The following is a 17,317-nucleotide window of genomic DNA, read 5'->3' as shown; positions in this document are numbered from 1 at the left end:
GCCTGATCGAATCGTCCATCGTACCGAACCCTCGCAATCGTTTCCCGGTGACAGCACCGCGAAACCCATCGAGGGCCAAAAAGTGGGGCACAGAATATGTCGAAACTAAAATAATTTCCCTACAAGACTGACAATATTAATGCAAACCCTTATCATTCACAGTCAGATTATGGCCAGTAGACACTAACCTCGCTTGCCTGCCTGACGCCGCTGGACCGGGACAGCAGGCTCGCGAAGATGAAAAACAACCCCAAGGACTTCCTCGATGCTCGAAAGAAAAACAACAGTTGGCACCGATAAACATTACGTCTCGCGTCACCCAGCTTTTCACCTGAGCACTCTGGCCCTGGCCTTGGGGAGCATCTTTTCAGCCCAGGCGATCGCCGCACAGGAAGAGGCCACCGCCAACGCCCCTCTTCAGCTGGGCGAAATCAACATCAATGCCGCCGCGGTGGAAAACCCCACGGCTCCGCTGGCCGGCAAGGTCGCCCTGCGCAACGGCAGCGCCACCAAGTCCAACGCGGCCATTACCGAAACGCCGCAGTCGGTGTCCGTGGTTACCGCCGATGAAATGCGCGATCGCAAGTCCGACACCCTGGCGGACGCCCTCAGCTACACCCCGGGCTTCACCAGCCAGCCAAGCAGCTTCAACCGTACCTCCGACCGGTTCCGCATGCGCGGCTTCGACGTCGAGTCCGCCACTGGCGGCTCACTGCGCGACGGCATGCGCCTGCAGAACAATTCCTACGATGGCGTCCAGGAACCCTATGGCCTGGAACGCGTGGAAGTCGTCCGTGGCGCGGCTTCGGTACTCTACGGCCAACTGTCGCCTGGCGGCTTCGTCAACGGTGTCAGCAAACGACCGACCGAAACCCCGCTCCATGAATTGGGGCTGCAATACGGCAACCACGATCGCAAGCAACTGACCGCCGATTTCAGCGGCCCGCTCGGTGACAGCGATGTCCTCAGCTACCGCCTGACCATGCTCAAGCGTGACAGCGACACCCAGCAGGACTACATCAACGACGACAAGCTCTACATCGCCCCGGCCCTGACCTGGCGCCCCGATGAAGACACCTCGCTGACCCTGCTCTCGTTCTATCAGAAGAGCGACACGCGCTTTTCCGCCCCGCTGCCCTATCAATTGGTCAAGGGCGTGGGCAACGGGCCGTTCACCATTGGCCGCCACGATTTCATCGGCGAACCCGACTACGACGACATGAATGGCGAGATGTCCGCCATCGGTTATGAGTTCGAGCACCGGTTTGACGAACACACCCGAATCAGCAACAAGCTGCGTTACTACGAAGCGGATGTGAAGTGGAAATACATGCAGGCACAGACCAGCGCGACGGCCATCAACGGAGCGGCCAATACCGGAATCCTTCGTCGCCAATACAGTGACCGACATGAGCGTTCCCGGGCTCTGGCCAGCGACACCAACATCGAGACGCGTTGGAACATTGGGGGTGTAGAGAACACCTTCTTGGTGGGTGCCGACACCTACGATGCCTCATATGATTCGCATAACTTCCGAGACAGCCGCCCGTTCCCGGGAAGCCCGCCTATTAATATTGGCGACTACAACTACGGACAGCCGGTGATAGTGGACAAGAGCCGGAGCCGCGACCGTGGTTCGCAGATCGATACCTTCCAGACCGGTATCTACCTGCAAGACCAGATCAAGTTCGACGATCACTGGCTCCTGTTGCTCGGCGGCCGCCACGACTGGGCCGACCAGGACCAAAAAGGCTTCGCCACCGGCCAGAAACTGAGCCAGGACGACGAATCCACCACCTGGCGCGCCGGCCTGGTGTATCAGGCAGATAACGGCCTGGCCCCTTACATCAGCTACAGCGAATCGTTCTTCCCGGTCGCGGTGGCTGAAGCAACGGGCCGGACCTTCGATCCGACCGAAGGCAAGCAGTACGAAATCGGCATCCGCTACCAGCCTCCTGGCAGCAACACACTGCTCAGTGCAGCCGTCTATGAGTTGACACAGGAAAACGTCGTGAAGCGCGACTTGGCTGGCCTCAATCCCCAGCAGATTGGCGAGCAGCGCTCCCGTGGCCTGGAACTGGAAGCCAAGTCCGACATCACGCCTCAACTGACGGTCATCGCGACGTACGCCTACACCGATGCGCGCATCACCAAAAGCGTAATCCAGAGCGAAGTGGGTCAGCGCAGCGAAGATACGCCTTACCACCAAGCCGCGCTGTGGGCTGACTACAACTTCGCCCTGTTCGGCGTGCCACAGCTGAAAATCGGCGGCGGCGCGCGCTACAAGGGAACCACCCAGGCGTCCGGCATCGATTCGCAAATGCCGGCCTACACGCTGTTCGATGCCATGGCGAGCTACCAGATCGACAAGAATTGGGACATCGCCCTCAACGCCAACAACGTGACGAATAAAAAATACGTCTATTGTGAGGCTGCCATCTGCCGCTACGGCGACGAGCGTGAATTGGTGACCTCCGTCAACTTCCGCTGGTAAAACCCCTGGCTCGGTCGGCGCCGACAGGCGTCGACCGGAGTCATTTCACACCGTACAAACACCTCTCTGCGCCCGTTCGAATTCCCTTCATCGCCCCTGTCCTGCTGAATCCTCTTTTGACCTTGACGCACCGGATTACGATCGTCATATTACGATCATCATAAGCCAGACAAAAACCGGCCAAGGGGATTGATCCATGGAAACTGGAACTGCATCAGCGATTGCAGACGCGCAGCCACACGCATCGAGTCCAGCCCTGACCGGTCGAATCGTCGCACTGCTCGCCGGCCTCGCGGCCATCGGCATGCTCTCCACCAATATCATCCTCCCGGCGTTCCCGGTCATCGGCGATGACCTCGGCGTGACTGCCCGCGAACTGGGCCTGACGCTCTCCAGCTACTTCGTCACGTTTGCCCTGGGCCAGTTGGTGGTCGGGCCGCTGGCTGATCGTTATGGGCGGCGCAAACTGGTGCTGGGCGGACTCTTGGTATTTATCGTCGGCACCGTCATCGCAGGACTCGCCACCACGCTCGATGTCATGATCGCCGGACGCATCGTCCAGGCATTGGGCGTGTGCGCGGCCTCGGTGCTGTCGCGCGCCATCGCTCGGGACCTGTTCGAAGGCGAGACCTTGGCCCGCGCCCTGTCGTTGACGATGGTCGCCACCGCCGCCGCACCCGGTTTTTCGCCGCTGGCCGGCAGCGTCCTGTCCGTCACGCTCGGATGGCGCGCCATCTTCATCCTGGTGGGATTGGCCGCCGTGGTGCTGGCGTTCTTCTATGTACGCGATCTTGGCGAAACCCATCCCGCCGACCGCCGCGCACCGCACTCCACCGCCAGCGTCGTGCGCGCTTACGCAAGGCTGATGGCGGACAAGCGCTTCATCCTCCCAGCCCTGTCGATGAGCCTGTTGCTCAGCGGCCTGTTCGCCTCTTTCGCCGCCGCCCCAGCCATTCTCATGAAAGGCATCGGCTTGACCTCGGTACAGGCCGGCCTGTATTTCGCCTCGACGGTGTTCGTCGTATTCGCCGCCGGCATGGCCGCACCGCGCCTGGCCCACCGTTACGGCCCGCAAAACATTGCCTTGCTGGGGATTACCTGCGCTATGGTCGGCGGTGGGCTGCTCATCATCGGGCCGGCCCATCCGGGTCTGGGCTGGTATGCCGTTTCGATGGTGACGTTCCTGTGGGGGATGGGGCTGGCGAATCCGTTGGGTACGGCGATCACCATGGGGCCTTTCGGCAAAGAGGCCGGAATGGCCTCGGCGCTGCTGGGTTTTCTCTCCATGGGCGCAGCCGCGTTGACCACCTGGCTCGCCTCCGTGTTGAGCTTTTCGCCCATCACCACGCTGGGCGCGATCCAGGCGTTGACCTGCCTGGTCGCGCTGGTGCTGTTCTTCTTGCGCCGCTGACGCGGCGTCAGTCTTCCCAACGACGGAACAACACGCTGGCATTGACGCCACCGAAGCCGAACCCATTCGACAACGCATGGGTGATCGGCATTTTCCGCGCCTTCAGGCCGACCAGGTCGAGCCCGTTGGCCGTCTCATCGGGATGGTGAAGGTTCAGCGTCGGCGGCACGACCTGATCGCGTAGCGCCAAGACCGTGAAAATCGCTTCGATGCCGCCCGCCGCACCTAACAAATGGCCGGTGGCGGATTTCGTCGACGTAATAGCCACGCCCGCGCCTGCCCCGAACACCGCACGAATCGCCGCCAGCTCACCGGCATCGCCGACCTGGGTGGATGTCGCATGGGCATTGATGTGTTGCACCTCGGCGGGACTGATATCGGCCTGGCGTAGCGCCTGTTCCATGGCGCGGCGGGCGCCGTTGCCATCCTCGGGGCCAGCGGTCAGGTGATAGGCATCGGCGCTGGTCCCGTAACCCACCAATTCTGCCAATGGCTTGGCGCCACGGGCCAGGGCGTGTTCCAGCGACTCGATCACCAGCAACCCGGCACCTTCGGCCATGACAAAACCGTCTCGATCCCGATCGAACGGCCGCGAGGCCTCTTGCGGACGCTCGGCAAATCCCGTGGACAGCGCCCGGGCCGCGGCGAAACAGCCCAGGGTCACACGATCGATCGCCGCCTCGGTGCCACCGCAGATGGCAATGTCCGCCTCGCCACTCCTGATCAGCCGGGCGGCGTCGCCAATGGCTTGTACGCCAGCAGCGCACGCCGTGACCGGCGCACCGAGCGGCCCCTTGAAAGCATGCCGGATGGAGACCTGCCCCGCCGCCATGTTGGCCAGGAAAGCCGGCGCGGTGAACGGCGACAACCGCCGCGGACCGCGCGCATCGGTGGTGCGCACCGCATCGGCAATCGTGGCGAAACCACCGACGCCCGAGGAGATGATCGTGGCGGTCCGCTCCTGATCGACGGCTTCGACCGGGTGCCAGCCCGCCTGCTCCAGGGCTTCGTGAGCCGCCACCAGGGCGAACTCGATGAAACGGTCCATCTTCTTGCGATCCTTGGGCGCGATAAGGCGCTCCGGGTCGTAACCGGCGACGCCATCCTCTTCCAACGTCGGCACCTGCCCGCCCACGGCGACGCCCGTGCCTTCGGTGACATCCGCGGACAGGTTGCGAATGCCGGAATGCCCGGCCAGCAACCGCTTCCAGACCTCTTCGACAACGCAGCCCAGCGGTCCGACCATGCCAACGCCGGTGACGACGATGCGTTTTTGACCTTCGCGATTTTTCATGAAGCCCTCTTCGTCTCAGGACGGATCTTGAACCAGATGGAATACATCGCTGGCAGGAACACCAGCGTCATGATGGTGCCGACGAACGTGCCGCCGATCAGGGTGTAGGCCAGCGTGCCCCAGAACACCGAATGCGTCAGGGGAATGAACGCCAGGATCGCCGCCAGCGCCGTGAGCAACACCGGCCGCGCCCGCTGCACCGTGGCTTCGATCACCGCGTGGAACGGATCGAGACCTTCGCTGGCGTTGTGATGGATTTGCCCGATCAGGATCAGCGTATTGCGCATCAGGATGCCCGACAAAGCGATCAGGCCGACCAGCGCGTTGATACCGAAGGGTTGGTTGAAGATCAGCAACGTCGGCACCACGCCGATCAGCCCCAGCGGCGCGGTCATGAACACCATGATCATCGCCGAGATCGAACGGACCTGCAGGATAATGATCAGCAACGTCATCGCGACCATGATCGGCACCAGCGGCACGATGGCCTTGCCGGCCTTGCCCGACTCCTCGATGGCACCCGCCTGCTCGATCCGGTAACCGGCGGGCAACCTGTCGATGACCGGTTGCAATTGCTTGATGATCGCGCTGGAGACGTCCGGTGGTTGCAAGCCCTCGGCGATGTCGCCGCGCACGGTCATGGTCGGCGTGCGATCACGACGGCGCAGGATCGGGTCTTCCATGCGCACATCGACTTCGCCGACCTGGGACAGCGGCACGCGCTGGCCCGTTGCGCCCACCAGGGTGAAGCCTTCGATCTTGGCGGGATCGAGGCGGATGTCCCCCGCTGCGCGGCCGACCACCTGCACCGAACGGATGTCCTCGCGAACCGCGGTGATCGGCACGCCGGTGAGCAGGAATTGCAACTGCTGGGCGACCGCGTTGGAGGTCAGCCCTACGGCCTGCAAGCGGTCCTGGTCCAGGTTGAAATGCAGGGTCGGCACCAAGGGTCCCCAGTCGGTGTTTACGGTCCTCATCAGCGGGCTCGCCTGCATGATGCCCTGGACCTGGCTGGCGATCTCGCGCAGCTTCGAAGGGTCGGGCCCCATCACCCGATACGCCACCGGGAACGGTGAGTACGGGCCAAACACCAGTTGCGTCACCCGCACCCGCGCCTCGGGCGCGAGCCCATCGGCGACCGCTTGGCGGAGGCGGAACTTGAGGGCTTCGCGCGCCTCCTGGCTGTCCGTCAGCACGACAATCTTCGCAAACGACGGATCGGGGAGTTCCGGCGCCATCGCGAGGTAGAAACGCGGCGCGCCTTGGCCGATATAAGCAGTGACGATCCGAGCCTCTTCCTGCTGATGCAGCCAGGCCTCGACCTTGGCAGTGGTGGCGCTCGTCTGCTCGATGGAGGTGCCGTACGGCATCTGCACTTCCACCAGCACCTCCGGCCGGTCCGAAGTCGGGAAGAACTGTTTCTTGACCAGGCTCATGCCGAGGATCGCCACCACGAATGTCGCGATCACCGTACCGGCCACCCACCATTTGCGCGCGATGACCCGCGTCAGCACCTGGCGGAAGCGGTTGTAATGGCGAGTGTTGTAGATGGCCGCGTGGCCGCCTTCGACCTGCTTGATGTCGGGCAACAGTTTCACGCCCAGGTACGGCGTGAAGGCCACCGCGACCACCCAGGAAGCGATCAGGGCAATGCCGACGATCCAGAACATGTTGCTGGTGTACTCGCCGGCGGTCGACTGCGCGAAGCCGTTGGGCATAAAGCCGATGGCGGTCACCAGCGTGCCGGAGAGCATCGGCGCGGCGGTGTGGCTCCAGGCATAGGCGGAGGCCTTGATCCGGTCGTAGCCCTCCTCCATTTTCACCACCATCATTTCGATGGCGATGATCGCGTCGTCCACCAGCAACCCGAGCGCGAGGATCAATGAACCGAGGGTGATGCGGTCGAAATTCTTGCCGGTGGCGGCCATGACCACGAACACCACGGCCAACGTCAACGGCACAGCCGCTGCGACCACGACACCGACGCGCCAGCCCATGCTGAGGAAGCAGACGATCATCACCACCAGCAGCGCGACGAAGAACTTGACCATGAACTCGCCGACCGCCGAGTCGATGTTCACCGACTGGTCGGTGACTTTGCTCAGGGTCATGCCCAGCGGCATGCCTTCGTTGATCTTGCCCGTCTCGGCGTCCAGCGCCTTGCCCAGGTCCAGGCCATTCCAGCCCTCGCGCATGATGACGCCCAGCAGCAGCGCCTCTTCGCCGCCGCTGCGCACCAGGAATGAGGCCGGGTCTTCATAACCGCGCTCGACGGTGGCCACGTCCGACAGTTTCAGCGAGCGCCCCTGGACCGTGACCGGCGTGTCGCGAATCTTCTGCAGCCTGTCGAAGGCACCGTCCAGGCGCAGGAAAACCTGCGGCCCGGCGGTTTCGATGGAGCCGGCGGGCGTGAGCATGTTCTGGCTGTTGAGGGCGGCAAAAATATCCTGGGGCGAAACACCGAGGGTCGCCAGGCGATCATGGGAAAACGACACGAAGATCCGTTCGGCCTGCTCGCCAATGATGTTGACCTTCTTCACGCCCGGTACGTGCAGCAACCGTTGGCGCAACGCCTCGGCATCGCGCACCAGCAAGCGCTGCGGCTCGCCCTTGGCTTTCAGCGCGAATAACGCGAAGGTCACGTCGGCAAACTCGTCGTTGACCATCGGCCCGATGACACCCGCCGGCAGCTTGATCGCCTCGTCGGCCAGTTTCTTGCGCGCCTGGTAGAACTCTTCCTGCACCTGCGACGGCGGCGTGCGATCGACCAGCGACACCATGGTGAAGGCAAGTCCGGGGCGGGTGTAGGTTTCCGTGCGGTCGTACCACTTCAATTCCTGCAGGCGTTTTTCCAGCGGTTCGGCGACTTGGTCCTGCATCTCCTGGGCCGTCGCGCCCGGCCAGGCCGTGATGACCGTCAGTTGCTTGACCGTGAACGGTGGATCCTCGGCGCGGCCCAACTGGAAGAACGCGAGGACACCCGCGACGGCGATCAGGAACAACAGGAAAACGGTGATGGAGCGCTCGCGAACGGCGAGCGCGGACAGGTTGAAGCTCATGGGTGATTCCCCGCAACCTTGACGTCGCCCGGAGGAGCCACATTCACCGCCTCGCCTTCGTGCAACAGATGCGTGCCCAGCGCGACGATCCGCTCACCCATTCTCAAGTCGCCGGAGACCTGCGCGGCATCGTCGCTCAAGCCGAGGACCTGGACGGGGCGCCAGGCGACTTTCGCCGGCTCACCCGTGATAACCCAGACGCCGGTGCCCTTGCCTGCATCATGCACGGCGGCAATCGGTACTTGCATCACCTGCCCTTGTCGAGCGCCCGCGGCGATCCGAAGCGTGACGGTCGAACCCAGCGGCGCATTGCCCAGCGCGCCCTCCAATACATACCGCGCCTCAAAGGTACGCGTCACGCGGTCGGCGGAATCCGACAGCAACCGCAACTTCGCGCTGACCACTTGCGAAGCGTTGCCATACAGCGTTGCCTGCGCAGTGGCCCCCGGGGCGGGCCGCAGCGTTTCGGGCAATTGCACAACGGCTTCGCGTTGACCGGCCCGCGCCAGTCGAACCACGATTTGTCCTGGGGCAACGACTTGCCCGGGCTCGGCCAATGTCTCCATCACCACGCCATCGGCGTCGGCGAGCAGCACGGCGTAGCCGGAAGCGTTGCGGGCCACATCGGCCTGGGCCTGGGCCGCGCTGAGCTGTGCCTTTGCAGTATCGGCGGCGGCCTTGATCTGGTCGTAGCCCGAGGCAGAGATGGCGCCGGCGGCGACCAGTTCCCGATAACGAGCCTCATCGTCGGCGGTCTGCTTGGCCCTGGCCCGGGCGGCGGCGACAGCCTCTTCCTGGGCCCGCGCCTGCAGGCCGAGATCGATAGGGTCCAGGCGCATCAGCGGTTGCCCGCGCTTGACGGTCTGGCCGGTATCGACCAGGCGCTCCAGCACCTTGCCCGACACGCGGAAACCCAGGTCGCTCTGGACCCTGGCCGTGACTACGCCGGTGAAGGAACGTGAGATTTCGGGGGAACCCAATACTTCGGCCACCCTCACCAAGGGCGCCGCCATGCGTGGATCTTTCGCGGTGGATGACTCGCCACACGCCGTCAGGACGAGAGGCAACAGGCAAGCGGCAAGGGTGACAGGTCGACGCCGAAGCATAGGATCCCTTTCTTGAACGGACAGGATGGAGAGCGCATTCTCATTCTCGTGACCATTTCTGTCAATCGTCACAAACCAGTCAATTTGCCTCCCCCCCAGGATCCCTTGTTACCGGACCACCATCCTCATGAATCCCGTCGACCGCCCTAACGAGCACGATTGACAGGATGTGACCATACCGTAATATGGTCACAATCTACGTCCCCCAAGGAAACGCCATGCCTCCCCTCCGCCCACTTGCTCTTCTACTGGGCACCTGCTTGATGGCAGGGTGCGCAGTCGGCCCGGACTACCATCGTCCGGTCGCCCCGCTTTCGAGTCGGTACCTGGGCCAACCTTCGGTCGAACAGCGGTCCTCGACCAGCCAGGCCGATTTGATTGCCTGGTGGGAAAGCTTTGGCGACCCCATGCTTGCCGGCTTCGTCGTCCAGGCGTTGGAACAGAACCTGGACCTGGCGCAGGCATCTGCGCGGGTGATGCAGGCTCGGGCGGGACTGGGTGCGGCGAACGCCGCTTTACTGCCCTCGGGCAACATCAACGGCCAGGCCGCGCGCGCCTACCAATCGGTCGAGACGCCGCTCGGCCAGGTGCTGGATTCCACGCCTGGCTATGATCGATACGGAAGTTCCTACGAGCTCAACCTCGGCGCCAGTTGGGAGATAGACGCCTTTGGTGGCCTGCGGCGCGGACGCGAAGCGGCGCTGGCCGATTACCAGGCATCCGAGGCAGGCGCTGTCGCCACACGACTGGCCGTCGCCGCGCAAATCGCCGATACCTACATCACGGTTCGTGGATTGCAGGCCCGGCTGGACATTGCCAACCGACAGGTCAGCACGCAGCAAGACCTGCTGGAAAAAGTCCAGTTGCTCTACAGCAAGGGCCTTGCTGCCAGTTATCAGGTTCGCCAGGCCGAGGGGCAATTGGCACAAGTCCAGGCAACGGTACCGGTCCTGCAGACCGGGTTGGATGCAGCGATGAACGCCCTGGATGTCATGCTCGGCACGCCGCCCGGCACTCATCGACCACAACTGGCCGAGCGCCGCGAGATTCCCCTTGCGCCGCAAGTCACTGCCATGGGAACCCCTGCGGACCTGCTGCGCCGCCGGCCAGACCTCATCGTCGCCGAGCGCCGCCTGGCGGCGTCCAATGCACGCATCGGCGAAGCCGTCGCCGAGTACTATCCGAAGTTCTCCCTGAGTGCCCTGCTCGGCAGCGCCACGGCAATATCGAGCGGTAACCTGTTCAGTGGCGGCGCCAGCCAGTCGGCGGGCGTGCTGGGCCTGCGTTGGAGGCTGTTCGATTTTGGCCGCATCAACGCCCGGATCGACCAGGCCAAGGGACAGGAAGCCGAAGCGCTGGCCGCTTATCGCCAATCCGTGCTGCGCGCCACCGAAGACGTCGAAAATGCCTTCAGCGCCCTGGTCAATCGCGAAGCCCAGGCAACCACCCTCACCCAAGGCGAAACATCCTTGAGCGAGGCCCGCCAGTCATCCTTCGTCGCCTATCAGAAAGGCACCGCGAGCCTGATCGATGTGCTCAATGCCGACGAGACGCTGTTGCGCACCTCCGATACCCGGGCGCAGGCGCGAACGGAATCGGCACGTGCAGCGGTCGCGGCATTCAGGGCGCTTGGCGGTGGTTGGCAGTCGCCAGGGGAAGGTTCGCTGGCGACTCGGTGAGCGTGGAGCGTCCTGACTGCAAAACAGACTTGAGAACGAATCCGTAGCCACAAGCGTGACCATCACACAAAATGGTCACGCTTCTGTTCAATCTGCTTTAGGACCGCATGGACGCGCCGTCAGTCGAAGCCTCAGGGCATCAGGCTGCGCAAAATAAGATTGGCGGTCAGCGCTGGGCCCTCTTCGACGAAGTCCAGGCTGTGCTGCAGCAATAACGGATTGACGAAAGGCCGCAGGGTCAAGTGGATGGCATCCACGGTTTCGTCCAGTGGCGTGCGACGTTCAAACTCACCGAGTTCGCGGCCCTCGCGAATGATCTGCAACACGAATTCCTTGATCCTGGCGTCGTAGACGCGGGAGCTGGGCCAGCGTTCCGAAGCCGAGAAGGCCGCGATGTCGTAGAGCTTCCGGTCGTTGAAGAACAGGCTCACCCCGGTAACCACCAAGGTCTTGACCAGCCGACGAAAACGCTCGGTCGCCGAAATTCCCTCTTCATTGATGGCCTTGTCCACGGCGTCGACGATCGTCGACAGACAATTGGAGCAGATGGCTTCGCCAATTGCCTGCTTGGAGTCGAAGAACTTGTAGATGTACGCCTTGGAAAAGCCGATGGCCTTGGCCAGGTCGGAAACCGTGGTCTTGCCGAAGCCGTACTGGCTGAAATGTTCGTGGGCAGCCGCGATGATCTGGTCACGAATTTCGTGATCGGCTGGGCCGCGGGCGCTGGGCGGTGCTATCGATGGCTGGTTCATGGGGGCAGCTTACGCATCCCAAGGAGGGTTGACAACTTATGACCAAATTAAGATTCAGTCACAAACTGACCGCCAGTTGCTTCGATAAACCGCCATACCGCAGCTACCCGATCACCCGCGCATACACCGACCTGTCGACATTGCCACCGGACAGAATAACCCCGACCTTTTTCCCCTCCATCTCCGCGCGCTCCTGGATAAGCGCTGCCAACGCCGCGGCCCCGGCCCCTTCGGCCAGATTGTGGGTGTCGGTGTAATAGACGCGCATGGCCTCGGCAATCTCCTCATCGTTGACCGCTACGATCCGCGCCGCCCCGGCGCTATAGATGGCGAAGGCTTCTGGAATCGGCTTGCGCACAGCGAGACCGTCGGCGAAGGTATTGGCCGAGGGGGTTTCGTGGATTTCAGCCGCTTCAAACGATCGTTTCGCCGCCATCGCCTCGGTGGAGACCACGCCCACGATTTGGCTCTGCAAGCCGAGGGCATCGCGGGCGGCGATGACCGCGCAGATTCCCGAGCCACAGCCAATCGGCACGTAGACGGTGTGCAGGTCAGGCGCAGCCTTGAACAACTCCAGCGCATAGGTGGCGACGCCCTTGACCAGCTCGGGGTGAAACGGTGGTACGAGATAGAGCCCATGGGTTTGCGCCAGGCGCGCCGCCTCTTCCCGGGCCTCGTCAAAATCGCGGCCATATTCGACCACCTCGCCGCCGAAGCCGCGCATGGCGTTGTTCTTCTCGATCGAGTTGCCCTCCGGCACCACGATCAACGCCCGCAGCCCCGCCGCGCTGGCAGCCAGCGCCAGGCTCTGGCCGTGGTTGCCCCGGGTCGCGGTGACGATCCCGTTCACGTGCGGATGCTCGCGCTTGAGCCACTGCATGAAGGTGATGCCGCCGCGCACCTTGAACGCGCCCGTCGGGGTGTGGTTTTCATGCTTGACCCACACCGTGCAACCCAACCGCTCCGCCAGCAAGGGCCAGGCATACTGCGCGGTGGCGGGCATGACCTGATAGACCTGGCGAGTCGCTTGTTCGATATCGTCGTACGTCAATGTGTGCATGGTCGGTCTCCTGTGGTTTTGCCCAGTCTAGGCAGGGTCATCGAACCCAGGCTTTCAAAAAACCGACCTGACTTTTATGCCGCCCCTTCACTACTATGGACACCATGAGCCATCGAAACCGCCCCCAGCCACCACGCCCGACTGAATCGACCCGTCGCATCGAGGCCGGCCCGTGGTTGATCGAATTGCTCCCCGGCAGCGCCTACGCGGCCCGATACGTCGCGACCCAGGCGGCGATCGGCTTTGCCTTCGACAGCCAGCGCGGCCAGCACGCCATCGGCAGTGATCGGGTACTGCCTTTCAATGCGATGCCCAACGGCCTGGCGTTCGTCCCGGCCCAGTGTGATGTGTATTCCGAGTCGCCCCACGGCGGTGAATACCTGCGGGTGATGCGCACCGACGGCGTCGTGTTGGCGGGCGATCGAGCCTTCAACAACCGCATCGACCCGCGCGCCATCGCCCTCGCGCAACGCATGCGTCGTGCGCTGCTGCTCGGCTCGTTCGACGACGATTGGGAAGCCTGGGCCCACGCGCTGGCTGAACGCGCAGCATCGGAAAAAGCCCTGTCGGCACGGCCCCAAGGCTCTATCACCGACAGCCGCATGCGTCTGCTGGATGAGTTCATCGATGCCGGCCTCGACCAACCGTTGGGCGTGCGAGCCATGGCGCAACTGCTGGGATTATCCGAGGGGTATTTCATGCGGGCCTTCAAGATCGCGACCGGTAAAAGCCCCCACGGCTACCTGATCGACCGACGCCTGGCCAAGGCCCGGGCGCTGATACGAGACTCCTCGGCGACCCTCGCAGAAATCGCCCACGCCTGCGGCTTCAGCTCACAGGCACACATGGCAACGACGTTCAAGCAGCGTCTTGGGGTGAGCCCGACACGATTGCGTTAAATGACGAAGTGCATTTGACGCCTTTGACTTAATGGTCCAGTTTTTAAAAGAAGCTACAAATTGCATTCCATTCGTTAATCAGAGGGCCACTGCCGCCTATGAGTGATGTACGAAGGACCTTCCCCACAGTTGAACGTCGTTGGGCATGCCAGTGCCGTTGATTCCCCTGGTTGTGTGTGACGACTCCACCATGGCGCGCAAGCAAGTGCTGCGTGCGCTGCCGCAAGACTGGCCGGTTTCAGTCACCGAGGCGGTCAATGGCCGCCAGGCCATGGATGCCATACGCCAGGGCCTGGGCCACGTAGTACTGCTCGACCTGACCATGCCGGAGATGGACGGCTACCAGGTTTTGAGCGCCTTGCGCGCCGAGGGCCTCACGGCGCAAGTCATCGTGATTTCAGGGGACGTCCAGGACGAGGCCGTGCGCCGCGTCCATGAACTGGGCGCCTTGGCCTTCCTGAAAAAACCGTTCGACGAAAACGAACTGCGCCAGACCCTCAACCGGTTGGGACTGCTGACCCAACCCGGCAAGACGCCGCTGCAGAACCGGCCGGCGTCGAACGCGACCATCAGCTTCCAGGACGCGTTTCGCGAAACGGTCAACGTTGCCATCGGCCAGGCGGCGGCGCTGATTGCCAAGGTGCTGGGGGTCTTCGTGCAACTGCCAGTGCCGAACGTCAACGTTCTCGAGGTGGGCGAATTGCACATGGCCTTGAACGACGTCGGCAACTCCCAGCAACTCACGGCCATCTGCCAGGGATTCATCGGCAGCGGCATCGCTGGCGAAGCCCTGCTGATCTTCCATGACTCGGAGATTGCCGACATCGCGCAACTGATGCAGCGCCAGAGCGCCGATTACTCTGACCTGGAAATGTTGGTGGACCTGTCGAGCATCCTGATCGGCGCGTGCCTGAGCAGCATTGCCGAGCAGATCGATGTGATTTTTTCCCAGGGCCATCCGCAGATTCTTGGCCAGCATGCGGCTATCGAAGAACTGATCCAGGCGAACCGCGTCCGTTGGAAAAAGACCTTGGCGGTGGAAATCAGCTACAGCCTGGAAGGGCAGAACATCCGGTTCGATCTGTTGCTGCTGTTCACGGAAGACTCCATCGAGCGGCTGATCCACAAACTCGCCTACCTGATGAACTGAGCCATGAACGAATCCATCGATCTGAACGAATTCCACTGGTTGCTGGCCATCGTTCAAAGCATCGACGTCGGCGTGGTGGTGCTCGACCGCGAGTACCGCGTGCAAGTCTGGAACACCTTCATGGAGAACCGCTCCGGGGTCCAGCCCAAGGACGCCCAGAACCGGAATTTCTTCAGCCTGTTCCCGGAAATCGACCGCCAGTGGTTCAGCCGCAAGGTGGAAAGCGTCGCGACCCTGGGCACGCCCGCGTTCACCGTCTGGGAGCAGCGCCCGTACTTGATGCGCTTCAAGAGCTACCAGCCGATCACCGGCCAGGAAGAGTTCATGTACCAGAACACCACGCTGCTGCCGCTGCGCTCGCCGGACAACCGCATCAACCACATCTGCCTGGTGATCTACGACGTCACCGATGTCGCCACCAATCGCCATCAGATCCAGGCTGCCAATGCTCAGCTGCAGCTGCTTTCCAGTACCGATCGCCTGACGGGCCTGTACAACCGCGGCCATTGGGAAGGCAGCTTGAAGGCCGCGTACGCCCGACACCAGCGCTACGGCAATGCGCTGAGCCTGGTGATGCTGGACATCGACCACTTCAAGCACGTCAACGACACCTACGGCCACCAGGCCGGCGACAAAGTCATTGAGCAGCTCGCCCAACTGCTGCGCGAGCATGCTCGCGAGTCCGACGTGGCCGGGCGTTACGGCGGCGAGGAGTTCGGCGTGGTGCTGTCGGACACCGACCAGGCCGGCGCACGGATTTTCGCCGAACGCTTGCGACAGGCCGTCGAGCAGTTGTTGGTGCAGTACAACGGCCAGGACATCCGTTTCACCATCAGCCTGGGCGTGGCCGACCTTAGCGCGCCGGCGAACGACCATGCCGAACTGATCGCCCGGGCCGACCAGGCGTTGTACACGTCGAAGAAAACCGGACGCAATCGCGTGACAGTCCACGGTCACTGACCCACCAAGACTTTGTGGGAGCGAGCCTGCTCGCGAAGACGTCGGCATATCCAACATCACTGCAAGCTGATCCACCGCTTTCGCGAGCAAGCTCGCTCCCACAGGGATCTTGGGTTCCCAGGAGCTTTGCATTCAGCGCAGGACTATTGTGGGAGCGAGCCTGCCCGCGAAGACGTCGGAATATCCAACATCACTGCAAGCTGATCCACCGCCTTCGCGAGCAAGCTCGCTCCCACAGGGATCTTGGGTTTCCATGAGCTTTGCATTCAGCGCAGGACTATTGTGGGAGCGAGCTTGCTCGCGAAGACGTCGGCACATCCAACATCACTGCAAACTGATCCACCGCTTTCGCGAGCAAGCTCGCTCCCACAGGGATCTTGGGTGTCCATGAGCTTTGCATTCAGCGCAGGACTATTGTGGGAGCGAGCTTGCTCGCGAAGACGCCGGCATATCCGACATCACTGCAAGGTGATCCACCGCTTTCGCGAGCAAGCTCGCTCCCACAGGGATCTTGGGTGTCCATGAGTTTTGCATTCAGCGCAGGACTATTGTGGGAGCGAGCTTGCTCGCGAAGGCGTCGGCATATCCAACATCACTGCAAGCTGATCCAGCGCTTTCGCGAGCAGGCTCGCTCCCACAGGGATCTTGGGTTTCCAGGAGCTTTGCATTCAGCGCGGGACTATTGTGGGAGCGAGCTTGCTCGCGAAGACGTCGGAATATCCAACATCACTGCAAGCTGATCCACCGCTTTCGCGAGCAAGCTCGCTACCACAGGGATCTTGGGTTCCCAGGAGCTTTGCATTCAGCGCAGGACTATTGTGGGAGCGAGCTTGCTCGCGAAGACGTCAGCACATCCAACATCACCGCAAGCTGATCCACCGCTTTCGCGAGCAGGCTCGCTCCCACAGGGATCTTGGGTGTCCATGAGCTTTGCATTCAGCGCGGGACTATTGTGGGAGCGAGCTTGCTCGCGAAGACGTCGGCACATCCAACATCACTGCAAGCTGATCCACCGCTTTCGCGAGCAAGCTCGCTCCCACAGGGATCTTGGGTGTCCATGAGCTTTGCATTCAGCGCAGGACTATTGTGGGAGCGAGCTTGCTCGCGAAGACGTCGGAATATCCAACATCACTGCAAGCTGATCCACCGCTTTCGCGAGCAAGCTCGCTCCCACAAGGGGTGTGGCGTACGCAAGATCTGTGAGCAACTCGGTAAAACTGTGGGAGCGAGCTTGCTCGCGAAGGCGTCGGCACATCCAGCATCATTGCAAGCTGATCCAATGCTTTCGCGAGCAGGCTCGCTCCCACAAGGGGTGTGGCGTACGCAAGGTCTGTGAGCAACTCGGTAAAACTGTGGGAGCGAGCTTGCTCGCGAAGGCGTCGGCACATCCAGCATCATTGCAAGCTGATCCAATGCTTTCGCGAGCAAGCCCGCTCCCACAGGTTTCAACTGG

General features: G+C 62.4%; 11 protein-coding genes and 1 pseudogene. 6 read left to right on the top strand and 6 right to left on the bottom strand.

Going from position 1 to position 17,317, the window contains the following annotated elements; genetic code table 11:
• Nucleotides 1-265: 265 nt before the first annotated feature.
• Together Q7C33_RS08495 and Q7C33_RS08490 are read left to right on the top strand one after the other, a co-directional pair.
• A complete protein-coding gene (locus Q7C33_RS08495) occupies nt 266-2,494 on the top strand; it encodes a TonB-dependent siderophore receptor (protein WP_407683196.1) in 2,229 nt (742 codons plus the stop codon).
• Nucleotides 2,495-2,690: 196 nt separating this feature from the next.
• Nucleotides 2,691-3,905, top strand: coding sequence for a multidrug effflux MFS transporter (locus Q7C33_RS08490; RefSeq protein ID WP_030141572.1), 1,215 nt, complete (start codon nt 2,691-2,693; stop codon nt 3,903-3,905).
• A 7-nt stretch (nt 3,906-3,912) separates the two neighbouring features.
• Here Q7C33_RS08490 and fabF read toward each other — a convergent pair whose 3' ends face one another.
• The 3 genes from fabF to Q7C33_RS08475 are packed head-to-tail and all read right to left on the bottom strand — an operon-like array spanning nt 3,913 to nt 9,364.
• The gene (fabF, locus tag Q7C33_RS08485) at nt 3,913-5,199 is read right to left on the bottom strand and encodes a beta-ketoacyl-ACP synthase II (protein WP_407683195.1); all 1,287 of its coding nucleotides are present in this window, start codon (nt 5,197-5,199) and stop codon (nt 3,913-3,915) included.
• Nucleotides 5,196-8,258 carry an efflux RND transporter permease subunit gene (locus Q7C33_RS08480; RefSeq protein ID WP_407683194.1) on the bottom strand — a complete coding sequence of 1,021 codons (3,063 nt, stop codon included), beginning with the start codon at nt 8,256-8,258 and terminating at the stop codon, nt 5,196-5,198. The genes fabF and Q7C33_RS08480 overlap by 4 nt, the downstream gene beginning before the upstream one ends.
• Nucleotides 8,255-9,364, bottom strand: a complete 1,110-nt coding sequence (locus Q7C33_RS08475; protein WP_407683193.1) for an efflux RND transporter periplasmic adaptor subunit — start codon at nt 9,362-9,364, stop codon at nt 8,255-8,257. Before Q7C33_RS08475 ends, Q7C33_RS08480 begins: the two co-directional genes overlap by 4 nt.
• Before the next feature lie 218 nt (nt 9,365-9,582).
• Between Q7C33_RS08475 and Q7C33_RS08470 the strand changes: the two genes are divergently transcribed.
• Nucleotides 9,583-11,043 carry an efflux transporter outer membrane subunit gene (locus Q7C33_RS08470; RefSeq protein ID WP_407683192.1) on the top strand — a complete coding sequence of 487 codons (1,461 nt, stop codon included), beginning with the start codon at nt 9,583-9,585 and terminating at the stop codon, nt 11,041-11,043.
• 131 nt (nt 11,044-11,174) lie between these two features.
• Here Q7C33_RS08470 and Q7C33_RS08465 read toward each other — a convergent pair whose 3' ends face one another.
• Together Q7C33_RS08465 and Q7C33_RS08460 are read right to left on the bottom strand one after the other, a co-directional pair.
• The gene (locus Q7C33_RS08465; RefSeq protein ID WP_030141577.1) at nt 11,175-11,795 is read right to left on the bottom strand and encodes a TetR/AcrR family transcriptional regulator; all 621 of its coding nucleotides are present in this window, start codon (nt 11,793-11,795) and stop codon (nt 11,175-11,177) included.
• A 103-nt stretch (nt 11,796-11,898) separates the two neighbouring features.
• On the bottom strand, nt 11,899-12,855 hold the full coding sequence (locus tag Q7C33_RS08460; protein ID WP_407683191.1) for a threonine dehydratase: 957 nt from the start codon (nt 12,853-12,855) through the stop codon (nt 11,899-11,901).
• A gap of 104 nt (nt 12,856-12,959) precedes the next feature.
• Here Q7C33_RS08460 and Q7C33_RS08455 point away from each other — a divergent pair, with 104 nt between their 5' ends.
• The 3 genes from Q7C33_RS08455 (at nt 12,960) to Q7C33_RS08445 (ending at nt 15,864) form a co-directional block, all read left to right on the top strand.
• On the top strand, nt 12,960-13,754 hold the full coding sequence (locus Q7C33_RS08455) for a helix-turn-helix transcriptional regulator (protein WP_198796736.1): 795 nt from the start codon (nt 12,960-12,962) through the stop codon (nt 13,752-13,754).
• A 145-nt stretch (nt 13,755-13,899) separates the two neighbouring features.
• Nucleotides 13,900-14,904 carry a response regulator gene (locus Q7C33_RS08450; RefSeq protein WP_407683190.1) on the top strand — a complete coding sequence of 335 codons (1,005 nt, stop codon included), beginning with the start codon at nt 13,900-13,902 and terminating at the stop codon, nt 14,902-14,904.
• A gap of 3 nt (nt 14,905-14,907) precedes the next feature.
• Nucleotides 14,908-15,864 (top strand): sensor domain-containing diguanylate cyclase, encoded by a 957-nt coding sequence (locus Q7C33_RS08445; RefSeq protein WP_407683189.1) that lies wholly within the window; start codon nt 14,908-14,910, stop codon nt 15,862-15,864.
• 469 nt (nt 15,865-16,333) lie between these two features.
• Here Q7C33_RS08445 and Q7C33_RS08440 read toward each other — a convergent pair.
• Nucleotides 16,334-17,305: pseudogene (locus tag Q7C33_RS08440) on the bottom strand (hypothetical protein); the annotation flags it as partial.
• Nucleotides 17,306-17,317 lie beyond the last annotated feature (12 nt).

Origin of the sequence: Pseudomonas sp. BP11-1-1, assembly GCF_052112105.1 — a bacterium.
Taxonomy (GTDB): domain Bacteria; phylum Pseudomonadota; class Gammaproteobacteria; order Pseudomonadales; family Pseudomonadaceae; genus Aquipseudomonas; species Aquipseudomonas alvandae.
Note: the sequence above shows the minus strand (reverse complement) of the source record. Positions and strands in the feature narration are given on the sequence as shown.

Bases quoted from the DNA above. Each gene is read 5' to 3' on its own strand.
- Q7C33_RS08450 (WP_407683190.1), top strand. From the start codon at position 13,900: ATGCCAGTGCCGTTGATTCCCCTGGTTGTGTGTGACGACTCCACCATG.
- Q7C33_RS08465 (WP_030141577.1), bottom strand. From the start codon at position 11,795: ATGAACCAGCCATCGATAGCACCGCCCAGCGCCCGCGGCCCAGCCGAT.
- Q7C33_RS08460 (WP_407683191.1), bottom strand. From the start codon at position 12,855: ATGCACACATTGACGTACGACGATATCGAACAAGCGACTCGCCAGGTC.
- Q7C33_RS08480 (WP_407683194.1), bottom strand. From the start codon at position 8,258: ATGAGCTTCAACCTGTCCGCGCTCGCCGTTCGCGAGCGCTCCATCACC.
- Q7C33_RS08495 (WP_407683196.1), top strand. From the start codon at position 266: ATGCTCGAAAGAAAAACAACAGTTGGCACCGATAAACATTACGTCTCG.
- Q7C33_RS08445 (WP_407683189.1), top strand. From the start codon at position 14,908: ATGAACGAATCCATCGATCTGAACGAATTCCACTGGTTGCTGGCCATC.
- fabF (WP_407683195.1), bottom strand. From the start codon at position 5,199: ATGAAAAATCGCGAAGGTCAAAAACGCATCGTCGTCACCGGCGTTGGC.
- Q7C33_RS08490 (WP_030141572.1), top strand. From the start codon at position 2,691: ATGGAAACTGGAACTGCATCAGCGATTGCAGACGCGCAGCCACACGCA.
- Q7C33_RS08475 (WP_407683193.1), bottom strand. From the start codon at position 9,364: ATGCTTCGGCGTCGACCTGTCACCCTTGCCGCTTGCCTGTTGCCTCTC.
- Q7C33_RS08455 (WP_198796736.1), top strand. From the start codon at position 12,960: ATGAGCCATCGAAACCGCCCCCAGCCACCACGCCCGACTGAATCGACC.
- Q7C33_RS08470 (WP_407683192.1), top strand. From the start codon at position 9,583: ATGCCTCCCCTCCGCCCACTTGCTCTTCTACTGGGCACCTGCTTGATG.